Consider the following 18,077-nt stretch of genomic DNA (forward strand, 5'->3'; position numbering starts at 1 on the left):
CATGTGTTAGGCCTGCCGCCAGCGTTCAATCTGAGCCATGATCAAACTCTTCAATTTAAGTTTGATGCTCGTGAATTAAACTTCGTAATGAATTACGTATGTTCACTCAGAGACTTGGTATTCATTTTTCGTCCAAGGACGTTAAGAATCCATGTCACTTTGAGTGCCCACACAGATTGTCTGATAAATTGTTAAAGAGCAGTGCCGCTTCGTTTTTCGCTGCGGCGCGGGGTGTGCATATTACGCTTTCCCGCTGCAGAGTCAAGCATTTATTTTTGCTTTTCTCCGCGAGGTTCTCACCGGAACCTCGCTGACCCGGCGGCTTGCTTGCCGTTGTTCCGTGTCAGTGGAGGCGCATTATAGGGAGTAATTCTGAGGTGACAAGGGGAAATTCAAAAAAACTTTTCGTTCGCTCGATTTTCCACCACAACGCGAGTTTTACGCGCTATTTGCTCGCCATTTGAGCGATTTCCCGAGCAAACCGGGATACCTGTTGCCAGTCGGTATAGACCACCTCTTTCCGGATATCCGTTTCGCCTCCGGTCATTTTCATAATCAGGCGGATCATAAATCGATCGTACCAGCGGTAGCGCGGGTAGCGCAGCGCGCCGGCAAACACCGCGCAGCTCTGCGGCTGCCACGGCGAGTTCAACAGAAACTTACGCGTATAGCTGTTGGTCTGCGGCGTACGCTTCTCGGGTTTACGGGCTACCAGGTTGACCGAGAAGAATGCTCCCGGCAGCGCCTGCAATGATACCAGATGCTTTTTCACAAAGCGGTCCACCGCCGGATGAAAGTGCCCGTAGCGAATCGACGCGCCAATGACCACCCGATCGTAGTGATGCCATTCGACGACATCGGTACGATTCAGGTTCAAGGTATCCGCATCGATGCCCAGCTCTTTTAGCTCGGAGGCCAGAAACGAAGCGATTTCACGGGTCTGCCCGTCGCGGGTGGAGAAGAGTATTAAAGTTTTCACGAGCACTCCTGTTATTCGCGCCAGAAAGTGGGAGTAAAGAGCACCAGTAAGGTGAACACTTCCAGACGACCAAACAGCATATTAGCAATCAGGATCCATTTCGCGACCGGGTTCATGGTGGCAAAGTTGTCCGCGACAACGCCAAGCCCAGGCCCGAGGTTGTTCAACGTCGCCACTACGGAGGCGAAGGCAGAGAAGTCATCCACCCCGGTGGCAATAATCGCCAGCATACTAATGATAAAGACCAGCGCATAGGCGGAGAAGAAACCCCACACAGCTTCAAGAATTCGTTCCGGCAGCGCGCGGTTACCTAACTTGATGCTATACACCGCATTCGGGTGTACCAGACGCTTAAGCTCACGGTTGCCCTGCTTGAACAGCAACAGGATACGGATCACCTTTAAGCCACCGCCCGTGGACCCGGCGCAGCCGCCGATAAATGCGGAGCAGAGCAGCAGCACCGGCAGGAACAACGGCCAGCGCGCAATGCTATCGGTGGTGAACCCCGCGGTGGTCGCCATCGACACCACCTGGAAAAATGCCTGATTCAGCGTCGTCAGCACCGATCCGTACACGTTATGAAGCCATAGCACCAGCGTACAGATGATGACCAGCGTCAACTGGACGCCAATGAACATCCGAAATTCTGGGTCGCGCCAGTACACCTTCAGGCTGCGTCCGCTCAATAATGAAAAATGCAGACCGTAGTTACAGCCAGAGATCAGCAAAAAGATCGCGATGATGGAGTTAATCATCGGGCTATTGAAATAGCCGACGCTGGCATCATGAGTCGAGAAACCACCGATAGCGATGGTGGAAAAGCTATGACCAATCGCATCGAAGGCCGGCATACCGGCAAACCAGAGCGCCAATGCGCAGGCTATCGTCAATAACACATAGATTAGCCACAGCGTCTTCGCCGTCTCGGCGATACGCGGGCGCATCTTGTTGTCTTTCAACGGGCCGGGCATTTCCGCACGGTAGAGCTGCATCCCCCCGACGCCGAGGATAGGCAGAATCGCCACCGCCAGCACAATGATCCCCATACCACCGAACCACTGCAGCATCTGCCGGTAAAAGAGGATTGCATGGGGTAACGAGTCCAGCCCCACCAGCGTGGTCGCCCCGGTCGTCGTCAGGCCGGAAAATGACTCGAAGAAGGCATCCGTCACCGTCAGGTTCGGCTGCTCGGCGAAAATAAAGGGCAAGGCCCCCACGCTCCCCAGCACAGTCCAGAACAGCACCACGATCAGAAACCCTTCGCGGGATTTCAGTTCGCCTTTTTGCTTACGATTCGGCCACCACAGCATGGAGCCAATCGCCAGCGCAACAAAAAAGGTTTGAGTGAAGGCCCGCCCCGCGCCATCGCGATATATCAGGGCCACTAATCCCGGAACGATCATCGTCCCCGAAAATAAGATGACCAACAGTCCAACGATTCGGGTTATGGCGCGAAAATGCATCTCTGGCGCTTCCTTTGATAGGCAAAAAAACAGAGGGGATTATTCGTCAATCTTCAGTAATTGCAATGAACCGCGACTAAAATCAGCCAGTTTTGCTGAAAAAGCCGCCACTTCGGCCCGGGGAAGCGCCACGCGAAGCCGAACCGACGCCAGATATTCGCTTTCGACTACGCGCCCGGAGAATTGGGCAAGCAGCGATTCGACGCCAGCCAGTTGCCCATACTCACATTGCAAAGTATATGCCGTTAGCGGCGTCTTGCGCTGCGTTGTCAACTGCGCCAGCGCCTGATGAACACCGCCGCCATAGGCTTTGACCAGGCCGCCGGTGCCCAGCAGGATACCACCGTAGTAACGCACGACGACAGCGGTTATCTCACCCACACCGCACCCCATCAACTGCGCCAGCATCGGTTTGCCCGCCGTCCCCGCCGGTTCGCCATCGTCAGAAAATCCCAGCTGTTGCGAATCATCAGGCGGCCCGGCGACCCACGCCACGCAGTGGTGACGGGCATCAGGGTGATCCGCTCTGACGGACTCGACAAAGGCTTTAGCCGCCGCCACGCCGTCGGTATGCGCCAACAACGTGATAAAACGGCTTTTTTTAATCTCCTCAACGACGGTAACCGGCGCCGCCGGGATTAACCAGCTTTCCATTACGCCAGCTTCAGATCGCGCGTCATATTTTCAATGCTGTTTTCGTGAACCACCACGTTATCTTCGATACGGATCCCGCCAAACGGTTTCATGGCGTCAATTTTCTGCCAGTTGAAGTGCTTGCTGAACGGGCCTTCACGCCACGGCGCCAGTAACGACTCGATGAAGTAGATGCCGGGTTCAATGGTCAGCACCATGCGCGGCTCGATAATACGGGTGCAGCGCAGATACGGATATTTCGACGGCGCCGCCAGATGCGTACCGGTGTCATCCTGCATAAAGCCAGCAACATCATGTACCTGCAGACCCAGCGGATGGCCAATCCCGTGCGGCATAAACGGCCCGGTCAGGTCATTCTCCACCATCGCCTCTTCGCTCATGTCGGAGACTAACTGATGTTTACGCAGCAGCTTTGCGATGCGCTGATGGAACTGGATATGGTAATCAACATAACGGGTCCCGGCCTTCATGGTGCTAATCAGCGCCAGCTGCTCGTCATTAACGTCTTTAATCAGATGGGCAAAGTCGTTGTCGCCGTGTGCCGCCCAGGTTCGCGTCAGATCTGCGGCATAGCCGTTATATTCTGCACCGGCGTCGAGCAGGAAGCTGCGCATCTCCGCCGGGGCGCGATGATCCAGTTTGGTGTAGTGCAGGACAGAAGCATGCTCATTCAGCGCCACGATGTTGCTGTAAGGCACGTCGGTATCACGATGGCCGGTGGCGGTGAGATAGGCCTGGTTGATATCGAATTCGCTCATTCCGGACTGGAACGCTTCATAGGCCGCGCGATGGCCATTGACCGCCGATTTCTGCGCTTCACGCATGCAGGCCAGTTCGTAATCCGTTTTGTAAGCCCGATAGTAGTGCAGGTAATCGATAACCCCTTTCGGGTTGATCTTATCCGCAGCGATACCCAGCCCCAGCGCGCGCTCCGGTACCGGCCCAATATAGCCGATATTACCGCGAGCGGCAGGCAGCTGGCTGCCGATACCATCGGCCTTCGGCAGAGCAATAACGTCAACCTCTTCGGTCCAGAATGAGGTTGGCAGCGGCTCGACGTTGTGCCAGTAATCGACCGGCAGATAGAACCACAGCTTCGGTTTGTTGACGCCATCCACCAGCAGCCAGCAGTTAGGCACCTGGGTCACTGGCACCCAGGCTTTGAACTGCGGGTTGACCTTGAACGGATACGGATGGTCGTCAAGGAAGACGTTAACCAATTCACCGGAGTGAATCAGCAACGCATCCATTTGAAAACGGGTCAGCACGTCACGGGTACGTTCTTGTAGGGTAACAATATGATTTTTATAGAGCGCGGACAGGGATTCCATCTTTCATCCTTTGCTTTTATGGGATCGTGATACTCCGCATCTTAGCACATCACCCTGCGTGCGGGTGATTTCCGCCGGATGTGATCCGACCAGCAATTATTTAAAGAGTAATTTGCAATTCTTTAACATAAATTCCACACTCCGTTTCATCTGGTATGACCAGATCATATTGCTGGATTCAGGAGACTGACATGCTCTACAAAGGCGACACCCTGTACCTCGACTGGCTGGAAGATGGCATCGCCGAACTGGTGTTCGATGCCCCAGGTTCGGTCAACAAACTTGATACCGCAACCGTAGCCAGCCTCGGTCACGCGCTGGACGTACTGGAAAAACAAAACGATCTCAAAGGCCTGCTGCTGCGCTCTGAAAAAGCGGCTTTTATCGTCGGCGCGGATATCACCGAATTTCTCTCGCTGTTCCTGGTCCCTGAGGAGCAGTTAAGCCAGTGGTTGCATTTTGCTAACAGCGTTTTCAATCGTCTGGAAGATCTTCCCGTCCCGACTATCTCTGCCGTCAATGGTTACGCGCTGGGCGGCGGTTGTGAATGCGTCCTGGCGACCGATTACCGCCTGGCGACGCCGGATCTACGTATCGGTCTGCCGGAAACCAAGCTCGGCATTATGCCAGGCTTCGGCGGTTCCGTGCGTCTGCCGCGCCTGCTCGGCGCCGATAGCGCGCTGGAAATTATTGCCGCCGGAAAAGACGTCGGCGCCGATCAAGCGCTGAAAATCGGCCTGGTGGATGGCGTGGTCGCAGCGGAAAAACTGCGCGATGGCGCGCTGGCGATCCTGCGTCAGGCCATTAATGGCGACCTGGACTGGAAAGCTAAACGTCAGCCGAAACTGGAACCGCTGAAGCTCAGCAAAATTGAAGCCACCATGAGCTTCACGATTGCCAAAGGCATGGTCGCGCAAACTGCCGGGAAACATTACCCGGCGCCGATCACCGCGGTGAAAACCATTGAAGCCGCCGCGCGTCTTGGTCGTGAAGAAGCCCTGGTGCTGGAAAATAAAAGCTTTGTCCCGCTGGCCCATACCAATGAGGCCCGCGCGCTGGTTGGTATCTTCCTGAACGACCAGTACGTCAAAGCGAAAGCGAAAAAGTTGACCAAAGATGTCGAGACGCCGAAGCATGCTGCTGTCCTGGGCGCTGGCATTATGGGCGGCGGTATCGCATATCAGTCGGCCTGGAAAGGCGTGCCAGTGGTGATGAAAGACATTAGCGACAAATCGCTGACCCTTGGCATGACCGAAGCGGCGAAGCTGCTGAACAAGCAACTGGAACGCGGAAAAATCGACGGTCTGAAACTGGCCGGGGTGATTAGCACCATTCAGCCAACCCTGGAATACAGCGGTTTTGATCGCGTCGACGTGGTTGTTGAAGCGGTGGTGGAAAACCCGAAAGTGAAGAAAGCGGTGCTGGCCGAAACCGAGGCAAAAGTACGCCCAGATACCGTGCTGGCGTCTAACACCTCTACAATCCCCATCAGCGAACTGGCAAGCGTGCTGCAGCGCCCGGAAAACTTCTGCGGTATGCACTTCTTTAACCCGGTGCATCGCATGCCGCTGGTTGAAGTGATCCGCGGCGAAAAAACCTCGGATAAGACCATCGCCACAGTTGTGGCCTGGGCCAGCAAAATGGGCAAGACGCCAATCGTGGTGAATGATTGTCCCGGCTTCTTCGTCAACCGCGTGCTGTTCCCCTACTTCGCCGGCTTTAGCCAGCTGCTGCGTGACGGGGCGGATTTCCGCAAAGTCGACAAAGTGATGGAAAAACAGTTTGGCTGGCCGATGGGCCCGGCTTATCTGCTGGACGTGGTCGGCATCGATACCGCCCACCATGCCCAGGCCGTCATGGCGGCGGGCTTCCCGCAGCGGATGCAGAAAGATTATCGCGACGCAATCGACGCCCTGTTTGACGCCAGCCGTTTCGGCCAGAAGAATGGCCTCGGCTTCTGGCGTTATAAAGAAGACAGTAAAGGCAAGCCGAAGAAAGAAGAAGATGCCGCAGTCGACAGCCTGCTGGCCGACGTCAGCCAGCCGAAGCGCGATTTCAGCGATGAAGAGATTATCGCTCGCATGATGATCCCAATGGTTAACGAAGTCGTCCGCTGCCTGGAGGAAGGTATTATCGCCAGCCCGGCGGAAGCGGATATGGCGCTGGTATACGGCCTGGGCTTCCCTCCGTTCCACGGCGGCGCATTCCGCTGGCTGGACACCATCGGCAGCGCGAAGTATCTCGATATGGCACAGCAATACCAGCACCTTGGCCCGCTGTATGACGTGCCAGCCGGTCTGCGTGACAAAGCGCGCCATAACGAAGCGTATTATCCCCAGGTAGAGCCAGCCCGTCCGGTTGGCGCTCTGAAAACGGCTTAAGGAGTCACAATGGAACAGGTTGTCATTGTCGATGCAATTCGCACCCCGATGGGCCGTTCAAAGGGCGGCGCCTTTCGCAACGTGCGTGCGGAAGATCTCTCCGCGCACCTGATGCGTAGCCTGCTTTCGCGTAACCCATCGCTTGAGGCGAGCGCGATTGACGATATTTACTGGGGCTGCGTGCAACAAACGCTGGAGCAGGGTTTCAACATTGCGCGTAACGCCGCGCTGCTGGCAGAAATCCCGCACTCGGTACCGGCGACGACGGTTAACCGCCTTTGCGGTTCCTCCATGCAGGCGCTGCACGATGCGGCCCGTATGATCATGACCGGCGATGCCAGCGTCTGCCTGATTGGCGGCGTCGAGCACATGGGTCATGTGCCAATGAGCCACGGTGTTGATTTCCATCCGGGCCTCAGCCGTAATGTGGCGAAAGCCGCCGGCATGATGGGGCTGACCGCGGAAATGCTGGCGCGTCTACACGGCATCAGCCGCGAAATGCAGGATCAGTTCGCCGCACGCTCTCACGCTCGCGCCTGGGCGGCGACGCAATCAGGCGCCTTCAAAGCCGAGATTATCCCGACCGGTGGCCACGATGCCGATGGCGTACTGAAGTCTTTTAACTATGACGAAGTGATCCGCCCGGAAACCACCGTCGAAGCGCTGGCGGCGCTGAGACCGGCATTTGATCCGGTGACCGGTACGGTAACGGCGGGTACCTCTTCCGCCCTTTCCGACGGCGCGGCGGCGATGCTGCTGATGAGCGAAAGCCGCGCCCGCGAGCTGGGGCTGAAGCCACGCGCCCGCGTCCGTTCGATGGCGGTGGTCGGCTGCGACCCGTCAATTATGGGTTATGGCCCGGTTCCGGCCTCAAAGCTGGCGCTGAAAAAAGCGGGCTTATCCACCAGCGATATTGACGTCTTTGAAATGAATGAAGCGTTTGCCGCGCAGATCCTTCCGTGTATTAAAGATCTGGGCTTGATGGAGCAGATTGACGAGAAGATCAACCTCAACGGCGGCGCGATCGCGCTCGGACATCCGCTGGGCTGCTCCGGGGCGCGCATTAGCACCACGTTGATCAATCAGATGGAACGCAAAGACGCGCAGTTCGGTCTGGCGACCATGTGTATCGGTTTAGGTCAGGGTATTGCCACTGTGTTTGAGCGGATTTAATCGAAGGGTTATCTCAACGCCATTGCGACCAGAAACAGGCAGCAATGGCGAAGAGAGCAGGTTTAGTTGCCGTTCTTCCCGCCTGTCAGGGGCGGGTTTTTTCTTTTCAGATAAAGGCAAACGCATCGCCAAACAGGCGATCTTCGCGCGCGCCGCGTTCGTTGCAGAACAGGTCGCGGGCAATCTTGGCCATCTCAAAACGACCGGCAATGTAAATATCATGCTCGGCCAGCGTACCGTAATCCTGCAGCACGGCGGTGAGTACCGTACCGGAGCGACCACGCCACCCTTCTTCCGGTTGCTCTACCACCGGCTCGATGCGCAGATTCGGATGCTTGATGCTTAACGCTTCCAGCTCGGCCAGATCGTACAGATGCTTAGCCTCGCGGCCGCCCCAATAAATGGCGATATCGCGATCCGGGTTACGCGCCAGCGCGGTTAACAGAATAGAACGCACATAAGAGAAACCGGTGCCGCCGGCGATCAGAATCAGCGGACGATCTTCGTCATCGCGCAGCCACGCTTCGCCATGCGGAATATCAACCTCAATTTCACGCTCTTTCAGAATGCGATCCATGACCGCCATCGCATACAGATTGAGTTCAGAAGCACCGATATGTAGCTCGATAAACTCGTGTTCCGACGGCGTGGAAGCCATAGAGAACGGACGCTTGTCGCGCTCGTCCATTACCACCATCAGATACTGGCCAGCGCGGAAAGAGAATGCCGCTTCCGGTACTAATCGAACGCGATACACGGTATCGGTAATCGCCTCCACTGAGGTCACTTTACAGCTTAAGGTTGTCATGCGTCCCCTCTGTCGGGTCTATAGAGCAAAACAGCGGCGTTAGCCCCGCTTACTGTTATTTAAAGATGGCCAGTTCATCCCAGATGGCGTCGATGCGCGCCGTCACCTGAGGATCTTTTTTGATTGGACGACCCCATTCACGCTGGGTTTCGCCAGGCCATTTATTCGTGGCATCCAGCCCCATTTTTGAACCCAGGCCGGAAACCGGCGAGGCAAAATCCAGATAATCTATTGGCGTATTTTCTACCAGTACCGTATCACGAGCCGGGTCCATACGGGTAGTGATCGCCCAAATCACATCGTTCCAGTCGCGTGCGTTGACATCGTCATCGCAAACGATCACGAATTTGGTATACATGAACTGGCGCAGGAACGACCAGACGCCCATCATCACGCGCTTGGCATGACCCGCATACTGTTTTTTCATCGTCACCACCGCCAGGCGGTAGGAACACCCTTCCGGCGGCAGATAGAAGTCGACGATTTCCGGGAACTGCTTTTGCAGAATGGGCACAAAGACTTCGTTCAGCGCCACGCCCAGCACCGCAGGTTCATCCGGCGGACGACCGGTATAGGTCGAATGATAAATCGCGTCTTCGCGCTGGGTAATGTGGGTTACCGTAAACACCGAGAAGCTATCGACTTCATTGTAGTAGCCAGTATGATCGCCATACGGGCCTTCCGGCGCCATCTCACCGGCCTCAATGTAACCTTCGAGCACAATTTCCGCGCTGGCTGGCACTTCAAGGTCATTGGAAACGCACTTCACCACTTCGGTCTTGGTGCCGCGCAGCAAGCCTGCGAAAGCATATTCCGACAGCGTATCGGGCACCGGCGTCACCGCGCCAAGAATGGTCGCCGGATCGGCGCCAAGCGCCACGGAAACCGGGAAGCGCTCGCCGGGATGCGCCGCGCACCACTCCTGGAAATCGAGCGCGCCGCCGCGGTGGGAAAGCCAGCGCATGATGAGTTTATTTTTGCCGATCAGCTGCTGGCGATAAATACCCAGATTTTGCCGCTCTTTGTGTGGACCACGGGTTACCGTCAGCCCCCAGGTGATCAGCGGCGCGGCATCTTCCGGCCAGCAGGTCATAATCGGGATTTTGTTGAGATCGACGTCATCGCCCTGGATGATTTTTTGCTGGCAGGGCGCGCCGCGCAGGCGTTTGGTCGGCATATTCAGCACTTGCTTGAACTGCGGCAGCTTATCAAACAGATCGCGGAAGCCTTTTGGCGGTTCCGGCTCTTTCAGAAAAGCTAACAGCTTACCCACCTCGCGCAGCGAACTGACCTCTTCCTGCCCCATCCCCAAGGCCACGCGACGCGGCGTACCGAACAGGTTGCACAGCACCGGCATGGTATAGCCTTTCGGATTTTCAAACAGCAGCGCCGGGCCACCGGCGCGAAGGGTCCGGTCGGCAATTTCGGTGATTTCCAGGTGAGGATCGACCGGCAGAGTGATACGTTTTAGTTCGCCCTGTTGTTCCAGGAGTGTCAGAAAGTCGCGAAGATCGTGGTATTTCATGAAAGTGTTATAGACCTCTCTACAGGCGGCTAATTATACGGTGTTCGACGGCGCGATGCTGTAATTTTGTTAAATTAGCGTGAAAGAACGCTGAAATTTGGATTTCAATTATAATGGCTTTCGCGATTACACCAGCCATTTGTTATGCTTGCCGTTATTAGAAGTGGAATGAGTCATTATGCAAGCCTGGTACTTACTGTATTGCAAACGTGGGCAGCTACAACGAGCCCAGGAACATCTTGAACGTCAGTCAGTTAACTGCCTGATGCCGACGATTGCGCTGGAAAAAATCATTCGCGGTAAACGCACCATGGTCAGCGAACCGCTGTTCCCGAACTACCTGTTTATTGAGTTCGATCCAGAGGTGATTCATACCACCACCATCAGCGCCACCCGCGGGGTTAACAACTTCGTGCGCTTTGGCGCCTTGCCCGCTGTCGTTCCCTCGGCGGTGATTCATCAGCTCTCTATCTACAAACCAGAAGGCATCACCGACCCGGAGACGCCGCATGAGGGCGATAGCGTGCTAATCACCGACGGCGCGTTCGAAGGCTTACAGGCTATCTTCACCGAGCCGGACGGTGAAGCACGTTCTATGTTGCTGTTAAACCTGCTGAATAAGCAAGTCCTGCAGAGCGTTAAAAATACCGACTTCCAGAAAATCTAAACGTCGTTAACGTCGATGCCAAACAGCGTCCTGACGTTTGCGTCCGTTTGCGCCTCCAGCCATTGCGCCTCTTCGCCCCGCCAGGTCGCGACGCTTGCCAGGATATGCGGCAAATACGCGGGCTCGTTACGCCGCGAGGCCGGTTTCGGCTTGAGGTCGCGCGGCAACAGATAAGGCGCATCAGTCTCCAGCAGCAGACGTTCCGCCGGGATCGCCGGCAGCAGCTCGCGCAGCTCCAGTCCCCGCCGCTCATCGCATACCCAACCGGTAATACCGATAAACAGGCCCAGATTCAGACATTCCTGCACCTCGCTGCGGCTGCCGGTAAAGCAGTGCAGCACCGCGCCCGGGATCTTCTCAAGCCAGGGTTTAAGCAGCGCCAGAAACCGGTCGTGGGCGTCGCGGCAGTGTAAAAACACCGGCATCGACAGCTCAGCGGCCAGCGCCAGCTGGGCGCTGAACGCTGCCTCCTGCTCCTGCGGCGTGGAGAAATTACGGTTGAAATCCAGACCGCACTCACCTATCGCCACCACCTGCGGCTCGCGGGTGAGGGTATAAATCGCCTCGGCGACCGCTGGCGTCCAGCTGCTGCCGTCATGGGGATGAACCCCCGCCGTGGACCAGCAGCCGGAATAATGGCTCGCCAGTTTCTGCGCCTGCTGGCTCTCCGGCAAATTTGTGCCGGTCAGCAGCATGCCGTGAACCCCCGCCGCCTGGGCGCGGGCCACCACCTCATCACGGTCGCGGGAAAACTGCGAACTGGTCAGATTAACGCCGATATCAAACATGATCGCTCCCATATGACAACCGCCCTGACGGGCGGTTGGCGGTATTACTCTTCTCTGTGCTCTGCGGCTTCAGCTTCGGCCGCGGCATCGTCATCACGCGTCTGGCGCTTCCCGGTGTAGAAGCGGGCGAAGAACACGCCTACTTCAAACAGACAGTACATCGGAATGGCCAGCAGCGTCTGCGAGAATACGTCCGGCGGCGTCAGCAGCATGCCCACCACGAAGGCGCCCACCAGCACATACGGCCGTTTTTTGCGCAGTTCTTCCGGCGTGGTAACGCCCATCCAGCAGAGCAGCACAATGGCGACCGGTACCTCAAAAGAGACCCCGAACGCCATAAACAGCGCCATCACGAAGTCGAGATAGCTGCGGATATCGGTCGAGACCAGCACCCCCTCCGGAGCAGCATGGGTCAGGAAGCCGAACGCCAGCGGAAACACGACAAAATAAGCGAAAGCCATGCCGATATAGAACAGCAGCGTACTGGAGACCAGTAAGGGCACCACCAGCCGGCGCTCGTGCTTATACAGCGCCGGCGCGACGAAGGCCCATACCTGATAAAGAATAATCGGCACTGACAGGATCACCGACACCATGAAGGTCAGCTTTATCGGCGTAAAGAAAGGTGAAGCGACATCAGTGGCGATCATCGTCGCGCCCACCGGCATCTTGCTGATAAGCGGAGCCGAGACCAGCTGATAGATATCATTGGCGAAATAGACCAGCGCCAGGAAGATCACCAGGATAGCAATGATGCTGTTGAGCAGACGCTTGCGCAGCTCAATCAGATGCGAAATTAACGGTTGAGTATCGTCTACGCCCATGTTTACGGTTTATCACTCGATGCGGGGGAAGAATGCGGAGCTGCCGCAGTCGCGGGGGTTTTCTCTGCCGGAAGGTCAGCCGGTGAAGCGGGTTGCTCATCGACAACTGGCTCCGGCGCATGAGCCGGAGCGCTAGCCTGATGCTCTGCCGTCGCCGGCGTGACGTCCTGCCGTTGCGCTTCGCTGCCTTTCACCACCGGATTATGGATGGTATTGGCTTCGTCGCTGGCCTTTTCAGGATCGTGGGCGCTATAGGAACGCTTCATCGACTCTGCGGCCTCGCGCAGTTCATCCATGGAGGCTTTCAGCTCCGGCGTCAGGTTGTTCAGGCTGGCCTTTTCCACCTTTTTGAGGCTCTCCTGGAACTCCTGCAGTTTTAGCTCCTGGGCCAGCTCATTTTGTACCGTGGTCGCCAGCGACCGTAGCGTACGGATCCAGCCAACTACCGTTTTAACCGCTACGGGGAGCCGCTGTGGCCCCAGAACAATGAGGCCAATAACAAACACCAGCAGTAGTTCACTAAAACCAATATCGAACACGAGTTACACCTGCTCTTTGTCGTGGCGTTTTGTCTCGTCTTTTTTTGCATCATCCTGTTTATCGGCGATGGTTTTCGCCGTGAAATCTGCGTCTGGCGCCGACTTTTCGGGTTTATCATCATCACTCATGGCTTTTTTAAAGCCTTTGATCGATGCCCCTAAGTCTGACCCCAGTGAGCTCAGCTTCTTCGTCCCAAAAAGCAGAACTACGATGACGACAACAATTAATAACTGCCAAATACTGATACCACCCATACACGTTCCCCTATGACAGATGATGATTTGTGTGGACGCATTATACACGCCATCCTGCAAGCCGCCTCTTCGTCAGGCGACTGGCATGATTTTGCGCAAATTAGCCTGCGTCATGAAGAGGCGAACCGATCAGTGGGTTTTCCGCCAGCCAATCAGCCAGGTGACGATACCGCCGGCCATCAGCCAGCCGGGCATCATTCCCCACTCAGGGCGATGGATAAAGAGCAGCGTACCACTGAGCAATAAAACCGCGCCTATACCAAACAGATAACGGGACTGCCCCTGGCGGACATGACGCACATGCATATCCCGCACGATGGTATCGACGCTGGTCTGCAGCTGTTTGCTCTGCTGCAGGCTCTGATACACCAGCTCAGGTATTTCGGGCATTCTTTCGATCCAGAACGGCGCTTTGTCTTTAAACGCGCGCACCAGCGCCGGAATGCCGACCTGATCTTTGATCCACGACTCGAGGAAAGGCTTCGCCGTTTTCCACAAGTCTAACTGAGGATAGAGCTGCCGGCCTACCCCTTCTACGTAAAGTAATGTCTTCTGCAGCAAAACGAGCTGCGGCTGGACTTCCATATTGAAGCGCCGCGCAGTGTTGAACAGGTTAAGCAGCACGTGACCGAAGGAGATCTCCGCCAGCGGCTTCTCAAAGATCGGCTCGCAAACCGTGCGGATCGCGAACTCAAACTCTTCGACGTTGGTATCGGGCGGTACCCAACCGGAGTCCACGTGCAGCTCGGCCACCTTACGATAATCGCGGTTGAAGAAGGCGATAAAGTTTTCCGCCAGATAGCGCTTATCTTCTTTGTTCAGCGAGCCGACAATACCGCAGTCGATGCCGATATACTGCGGATCTTCCGGGTGCTCGTAGCTAACGAATATGTTGCCAGGGTGCATATCGGCATGGAAAAAGCTGTCGCGGAACACCTGGGTAAAGAAGACCTGCACGCCCCGCTCCGCCAGCAGCTGCATATTGGTCCCCTGGGCCTCCAGCGCCTCCACGTCGGACACCGGGATACCGTAGATGCGCTCCATCACCATCATGCTTTCGCTGCAGTAATCGGGGTAAACCTCCGGCACATACAGCATCGGGCTGTCTTCGAAATTACGCCGTAGCTGAATGGCGTTGGCGGATTCCCGCAACAGGTTCAGCTCGTCCAGCAGCGTTTTTTCATACTCGCGGACCACCTCCTGCGGACGCAAACGACGGCCGTCAGGCAGCAGACGAGGCACCCAGCGCGCCAGGCGGTAGATGAGCTTCATGTCCGCTTTAATGATCGGCAAAATATCCGGGCGGATAACCTTGATAACCACCTCTTTGCCATTCTCTTTCAGACGCGCGGTATGCACCTGGGCGATGGACGCCGAGGCTAACGGCTCTACGGAGAAATCATCAAACCAGGCTTCCACCGGCAGGCCACCCATCGCTTTCTCTATCTGCTGCTGCGCGAGCTTTCCTTCAAAGGGAGCCACGCGGTCCTGCAACAGCGCCAGCTGATCGGCGATTTGCGGCGGGAAGAGATCCCGCCGCGTGGAAAGCATCTGGCCAAATTTAATCCACACCGGCCCCAGCTCCTGAAGCGCCAGGCGGAGACGGGTGCCAAGAGGTTGGTCTTGATGACGATTTGGCATCCAGAACAGCATCCGCCGCCAGATACGCAGCGGCAGCGTGAGACGAATTTTGGGGATGAGCTCATCGAGCCCGTAGCTCAAAAAGGTGTGGATGATGAAATACAGGCGCCGTAATTCTCCTGGCGTCATTTGCCCTCCAGCGTTTCCAGCCGTTTTTCCAGTGCGGCCAGCGCGCGTTCAATAGCCGTCGTTTCTTCCGCAAACCATGCCAGCTCCAGCGGCCCAGGCGCCAGTCGCCACTCTTCAGTGATCGCTTCCGCGACATAGCGCTGCTGGCGCTGCGCACCCTTCAGTAGAAACTGAGCGCCGCCGCGGAGGGCTTTGCCGACACCTTCAGCCACGATATCGCCGGTATAAGGCGCCAGCAATTCAGCGGGATCGAACTCCGCCAGATCGCACAGGGAGACCATGTTCTGCACCACTTGCAGATCGCCCTGCACTTCCAGATCGCCGCTACGAATAAGCGCCGTGAGCTGCTGACGATTACGCAGTTTGGGCAGCACGCTGAGCCGGGTAATCACAGTGCAGTCGGCCTCACCCTCCCAGGCACTCAGGACATCTATCTGGCGTTCGCTGAACGCCAGTACGATCGGGGTGGAAAAGTCCTGCAGTTGAACTCGCAATACCTTACCCAGCAGGCGCTGACGGGCGGGTTTTAGCGCCTTGTCGCGCCAGAGAAAAGTATTCAGCGCCGTTTCAATGCCAGCGGTCACCAGGGGTGTGAAAGGCATAGCGTCCCTCCTGTCAGAACTTGTAACCGCGATGCAAGGCAACGATACCCGCCGTCAGGTTGTGATAGTCGACACTTTCAAAACCGGCATCCTGCATCATCCCTTTCAGGGTTTCCTGATCCGGGTGCATACGGATAGATTCTGCCAGATAGCGATAGCTGTCGCCGTCTTTTGCCACCAGTTCCCCCACCTTCGGCAGGATATGGAAGGAGTAAGCGTCGTAGGCTTTGCTGAGCGGTTCGATAATCGGTTTAGAAAACTCCAGCACCAGCAGACGTCCGCCCGGCTTCAGCACGCGGTACATCGAACGCAGCGCTTTTTCTTTATCGGTCACGTTACGCAGACCGAAAGAGATGGTGATGCAGTCGAAGGTGTTATCAGCAAACGGCAGGGCTTCCGCGTTGGCCTGAACATACTCAACGTTACCCACGATGCCGATATTGCGCAGCTTTTCGCGGCCCATTTTGAGCATGGAATCATTGATATCAGCAAGCATGACGCGACCGGTTTCCCCTACCAGACGGGAGAACTTGGCCGTCAAATCGCCGGTCCCCCCCGCCAGATCCAGCACGGTCTGCCCGCGACGTACGCCGCTGCAGTCGATGGTGAAACGCTTCCACAAACGATGGATACCGAACGACATCAAGTCGTTCATCACATCATACTTTGCCGCGACAGAATGGAATACATGCGCCACCATGTCCTGTTTCTGCTCTTTAGCGACCGTCTGAAAGCCAAAGTGCGTCGTTTCTTGTGAATCCTCAACCATCTCTATGCCTGCTTGCTTTTCAAGAAAATGTTCACTGAGTGTATCAGATTCAGCGCATTTCCCATACGTTTCAGCGTGGCGGAGCCGCCTCCCGATTATGCAACGCCTCGGCAGAGTCGGGTGAAAATGCGTCATTTTCCGGGAGGTTATCCTCCTCTTCGAGACGATATTCATCGTCCTGGGCAGTGGCTTGTTCGACTAAATCAGGATTTATCCCGCGCTTCACCTCCACCCCCAGGCCGCGAAAGGCCTCCGCCTGGGCCAGCAGATTCCCGCGCCCGGAAGCGAGCTTTTTCATCGCCTGGCGATAGTTCTCTTGCGCCTTATCCAGACTCTGGCCGATGGCGGACATATCATCCACAAACAAGCGCATTTTGTCGTAAAGGCGCCCCGCCCGCTCGGCGATCTTCTGCGCGTTGCGGCTCTGATGCTCATAGCGCCACAGATTGGCGATAGTACGCAGGGCTACCAGCAGCGTCGTCGGGCTGACCAGCATGATATTATTTTGCAACGCCTCGCTGATGAGTTCGGGCTGACGGTCGATGGCCAGCAGGAAAGCCGGCTCGACGGGAATAAACATCAGCACGTAGTCAAGAGATCGCAGGCCCGGCAGCTGTTGATAATCCTTGCGTCCCAACAGGCGAATATGGTTTCGCACCGAGGCAAGATGTTCCTGCAGCGCGACTTCGCGGGTGTAGTCGTCTTCGGCGTTGAAATAGCGTTCATAGGCGACCAGGGTCATTTTGGCATCGATAACGACGTCTTTGCCCTGCGGCAGGCGCACGATAACGTCCGGCTGCATCCGCGAGCGGTTGTCGGTCTCGATGCTAACCTGAGTCTGGTACTCATAGCCTTCGCGCAGGCCGGAGGCCTCCAGCACGCGGGTTAAAACGACTTCCCCCCAGTTGCCCTGGGTTTTGTTATCACCCTTCAGCGCTTTGGTCAGGTTCAGCGCCTCCTGCGCCATCTGCGCGTTCAGCTGCTGCAGATTGCGGATCTCATGCGCCAGGGTGTGCCTTTCCCGCGCCTCCTGGCCAAAGCTCTCCTGCACCTGGCGACGGAACCCATCGAGCTGTTCGCGCAGCGGGGTCAGCAGGCCATGCAGGCTCTGGCGATTTTGCTCATCGACGCGCCGGTTGCTGTGTTCGAAAATGCGGTTGGCGAGGTTTTCAAACTGCTCGCTCAGGCGCTGCTCGCTGTTAACCATCTGACGGATCTTATCTTCCGCATGCAGTTGGGTGGATTCGAGCCGGGTGGTGACTTCACGCAGATCAGCCTCCAGCGAGGTATTGATATCCCGCAGACTGCGCAGCTCATTGTTCAGCAGCTCGCACTCCTCACGCCAGTGGGCCTCCTGCACCAGCTGCTGACGGGCGGCGCTCAGCTCAATATCCAGCTCTCGCCGCTCCTCGATCAGATCGGCCCGGATTTGGTCGGCGCGCGCTTTGGTTGCCAGCCAGCCGACCATTAACCCGGCAGCCAGTGCGATAACCGCGCTGATAATGATTGAGAGATCCACGACGCCCCCTGCGATAACCTGATGGCACAA

17 protein-coding genes are annotated in these 18,077 nt (G+C 56.5%); 3 read left to right on the forward strand and 14 right to left on the reverse strand.

The features are described 5' to 3' along the window. Positions 1–445: 445 nt before the first annotated feature. From hemG to pepQ, 4 genes are read right to left on the reverse strand one after another with little or no spacing between them, the layout of a single operon-like run. Complete coding sequence (hemG, locus tag CWM57_RS25615) at positions 446–979, reverse strand: menaquinone-dependent protoporphyrinogen IX dehydrogenase (RefSeq protein WP_074387397.1); 534 nt, start codon at positions 977–979, stop codon at positions 446–448. Between the two features lie 11 nt (positions 980–990). Further along, positions 991–2,442 carry a Trk system potassium transporter TrkH gene (trkH, locus tag CWM57_RS25620; RefSeq protein WP_061156164.1) on the reverse strand — a complete coding sequence of 484 codons (1,452 nt, stop codon included), beginning with the start codon at positions 2,440–2,442 and terminating at the stop codon, positions 991–993. A gap of 39 nt (positions 2,443–2,481) precedes the next feature. Beyond that, positions 2,482–3,096, reverse strand: a complete 615-nt coding sequence (locus CWM57_RS25625) for an IMPACT family protein (protein WP_074387398.1) — start codon at positions 3,094–3,096, stop codon at positions 2,482–2,484. After that, positions 3,096–4,427 (reverse strand): Xaa-Pro dipeptidase, encoded by a 1,332-nt coding sequence (gene pepQ / locus CWM57_RS25630; protein WP_016160083.1) that lies wholly within the window; start codon positions 4,425–4,427, stop codon positions 3,096–3,098. The genes CWM57_RS25625 and pepQ overlap by 1 nt, the downstream gene beginning before the upstream one ends. 191 nt (positions 4,428–4,618) lie before the next feature. Here pepQ and fadB point away from each other — a divergent pair, with 191 nt between their 5' ends. Beyond that, positions 4,619–6,808 (forward strand): fatty acid oxidation complex subunit alpha FadB, encoded by a 2,190-nt coding sequence (fadB, locus tag CWM57_RS25640; RefSeq protein ID WP_016160082.1) that lies wholly within the window; start codon positions 4,619–4,621, stop codon positions 6,806–6,808. Between the two features lie 9 nt (positions 6,809–6,817). Further along, positions 6,818–7,981, forward strand: a complete 1,164-nt coding sequence (fadA, locus tag CWM57_RS25645) for an acetyl-CoA C-acyltransferase FadA (protein ID WP_008807927.1) — start codon at positions 6,818–6,820, stop codon at positions 7,979–7,981. Between the two features lie 106 nt (positions 7,982–8,087). On the opposite strand, the gene fre is transcribed toward fadA, so the two are convergent. Beyond that, on the reverse strand, positions 8,088–8,789 hold the full coding sequence (gene fre, locus CWM57_RS25650; protein WP_008807928.1) for an NAD(P)H-flavin reductase: 702 nt from the start codon (positions 8,787–8,789) through the stop codon (positions 8,088–8,090). Between the two features lie 55 nt (positions 8,790–8,844). Next, positions 8,845–10,314 (reverse strand): 4-hydroxy-3-polyprenylbenzoate decarboxylase, encoded by a 1,470-nt coding sequence (ubiD, locus tag CWM57_RS25655; protein ID WP_100676574.1) that lies wholly within the window; start codon positions 10,312–10,314, stop codon positions 8,845–8,847. A 178-nt stretch (positions 10,315–10,492) separates the two neighbouring features. Here ubiD and rfaH point away from each other — a divergent pair, with 178 nt between their 5' ends. After that, positions 10,493–10,981, forward strand: a complete 489-nt coding sequence (gene rfaH / locus CWM57_RS25660; RefSeq protein ID WP_008807930.1) for a transcription/translation regulatory transformer protein RfaH — start codon at positions 10,493–10,495, stop codon at positions 10,979–10,981. Here the strand turns inward: rfaH and tatD are convergent. From tatD to rmuC, 8 genes are all read right to left on the reverse strand, one after another. After that, entirely contained in the window at positions 10,978–11,781 is an 804-nt protein-coding gene (gene tatD, locus CWM57_RS25665; RefSeq protein WP_165784263.1) for a 3'-5' ssDNA/RNA exonuclease TatD, read from the reverse strand. The two genes, rfaH and tatD, sit on opposite strands and share 4 nt — an antisense overlap. A 32-nt stretch (positions 11,782–11,813) precedes the next feature. Continuing rightward, on the reverse strand, positions 11,814–12,593 hold the full coding sequence (gene tatC / locus CWM57_RS25670) for a Sec-independent protein translocase subunit TatC (protein ID WP_074387401.1): 780 nt from the start codon (positions 12,591–12,593) through the stop codon (positions 11,814–11,816). A 2-nt stretch (positions 12,594–12,595) separates the two neighbouring features. Beyond that, on the reverse strand, positions 12,596–13,132 hold the full coding sequence (gene tatB, locus CWM57_RS25675) for a Sec-independent protein translocase protein TatB (RefSeq protein WP_074387402.1): 537 nt from the start codon (positions 13,130–13,132) through the stop codon (positions 12,596–12,598). Positions 13,133–13,135: 3 nt separating this feature from the next. Further along, positions 13,136–13,387, reverse strand: a complete 252-nt coding sequence (tatA, locus tag CWM57_RS25680) for a Sec-independent protein translocase subunit TatA (protein ID WP_002883425.1) — start codon at positions 13,385–13,387, stop codon at positions 13,136–13,138. Positions 13,388–13,516: 129 nt separating this feature from the next. Next, entirely contained in the window at positions 13,517–15,157 is a 1,641-nt protein-coding gene (ubiB, locus tag CWM57_RS25685; RefSeq protein WP_061156174.1) for a ubiquinone biosynthesis regulatory protein kinase UbiB, read from the reverse strand. Continuing rightward, the gene (gene ubiJ, locus CWM57_RS25690) at positions 15,154–15,759 is read right to left on the reverse strand and encodes a ubiquinone biosynthesis protein UbiJ (RefSeq protein WP_061156175.1); all 606 of its coding nucleotides are present in this window, start codon (positions 15,757–15,759) and stop codon (positions 15,154–15,156) included. The genes ubiB and ubiJ overlap by 4 nt, the downstream gene beginning before the upstream one ends. 13 nt (positions 15,760–15,772) lie before the next feature. Continuing rightward, positions 15,773–16,528, reverse strand: a complete 756-nt coding sequence (gene ubiE / locus CWM57_RS25695) for a bifunctional demethylmenaquinone methyltransferase/2-methoxy-6-polyprenyl-1,4-benzoquinol methylase UbiE (protein ID WP_008807935.1) — start codon at positions 16,526–16,528, stop codon at positions 15,773–15,775. Positions 16,529–16,598: 70 nt separating this feature from the next. Further along, positions 16,599–18,047, reverse strand: coding sequence for a DNA recombination protein RmuC (gene rmuC, locus CWM57_RS25700; RefSeq protein ID WP_074387403.1), 1,449 nt, complete (start codon positions 18,045–18,047; stop codon positions 16,599–16,601). Positions 18,048–18,077 lie beyond the last annotated feature (30 nt).

This window comes from Klebsiella sp. G-Nf4 (assembly GCF_002810615.1).
GTDB classification, from domain to species: Bacteria; Pseudomonadota; Gammaproteobacteria; order Enterobacterales; family Enterobacteriaceae; genus Klebsiella; species Klebsiella variicola.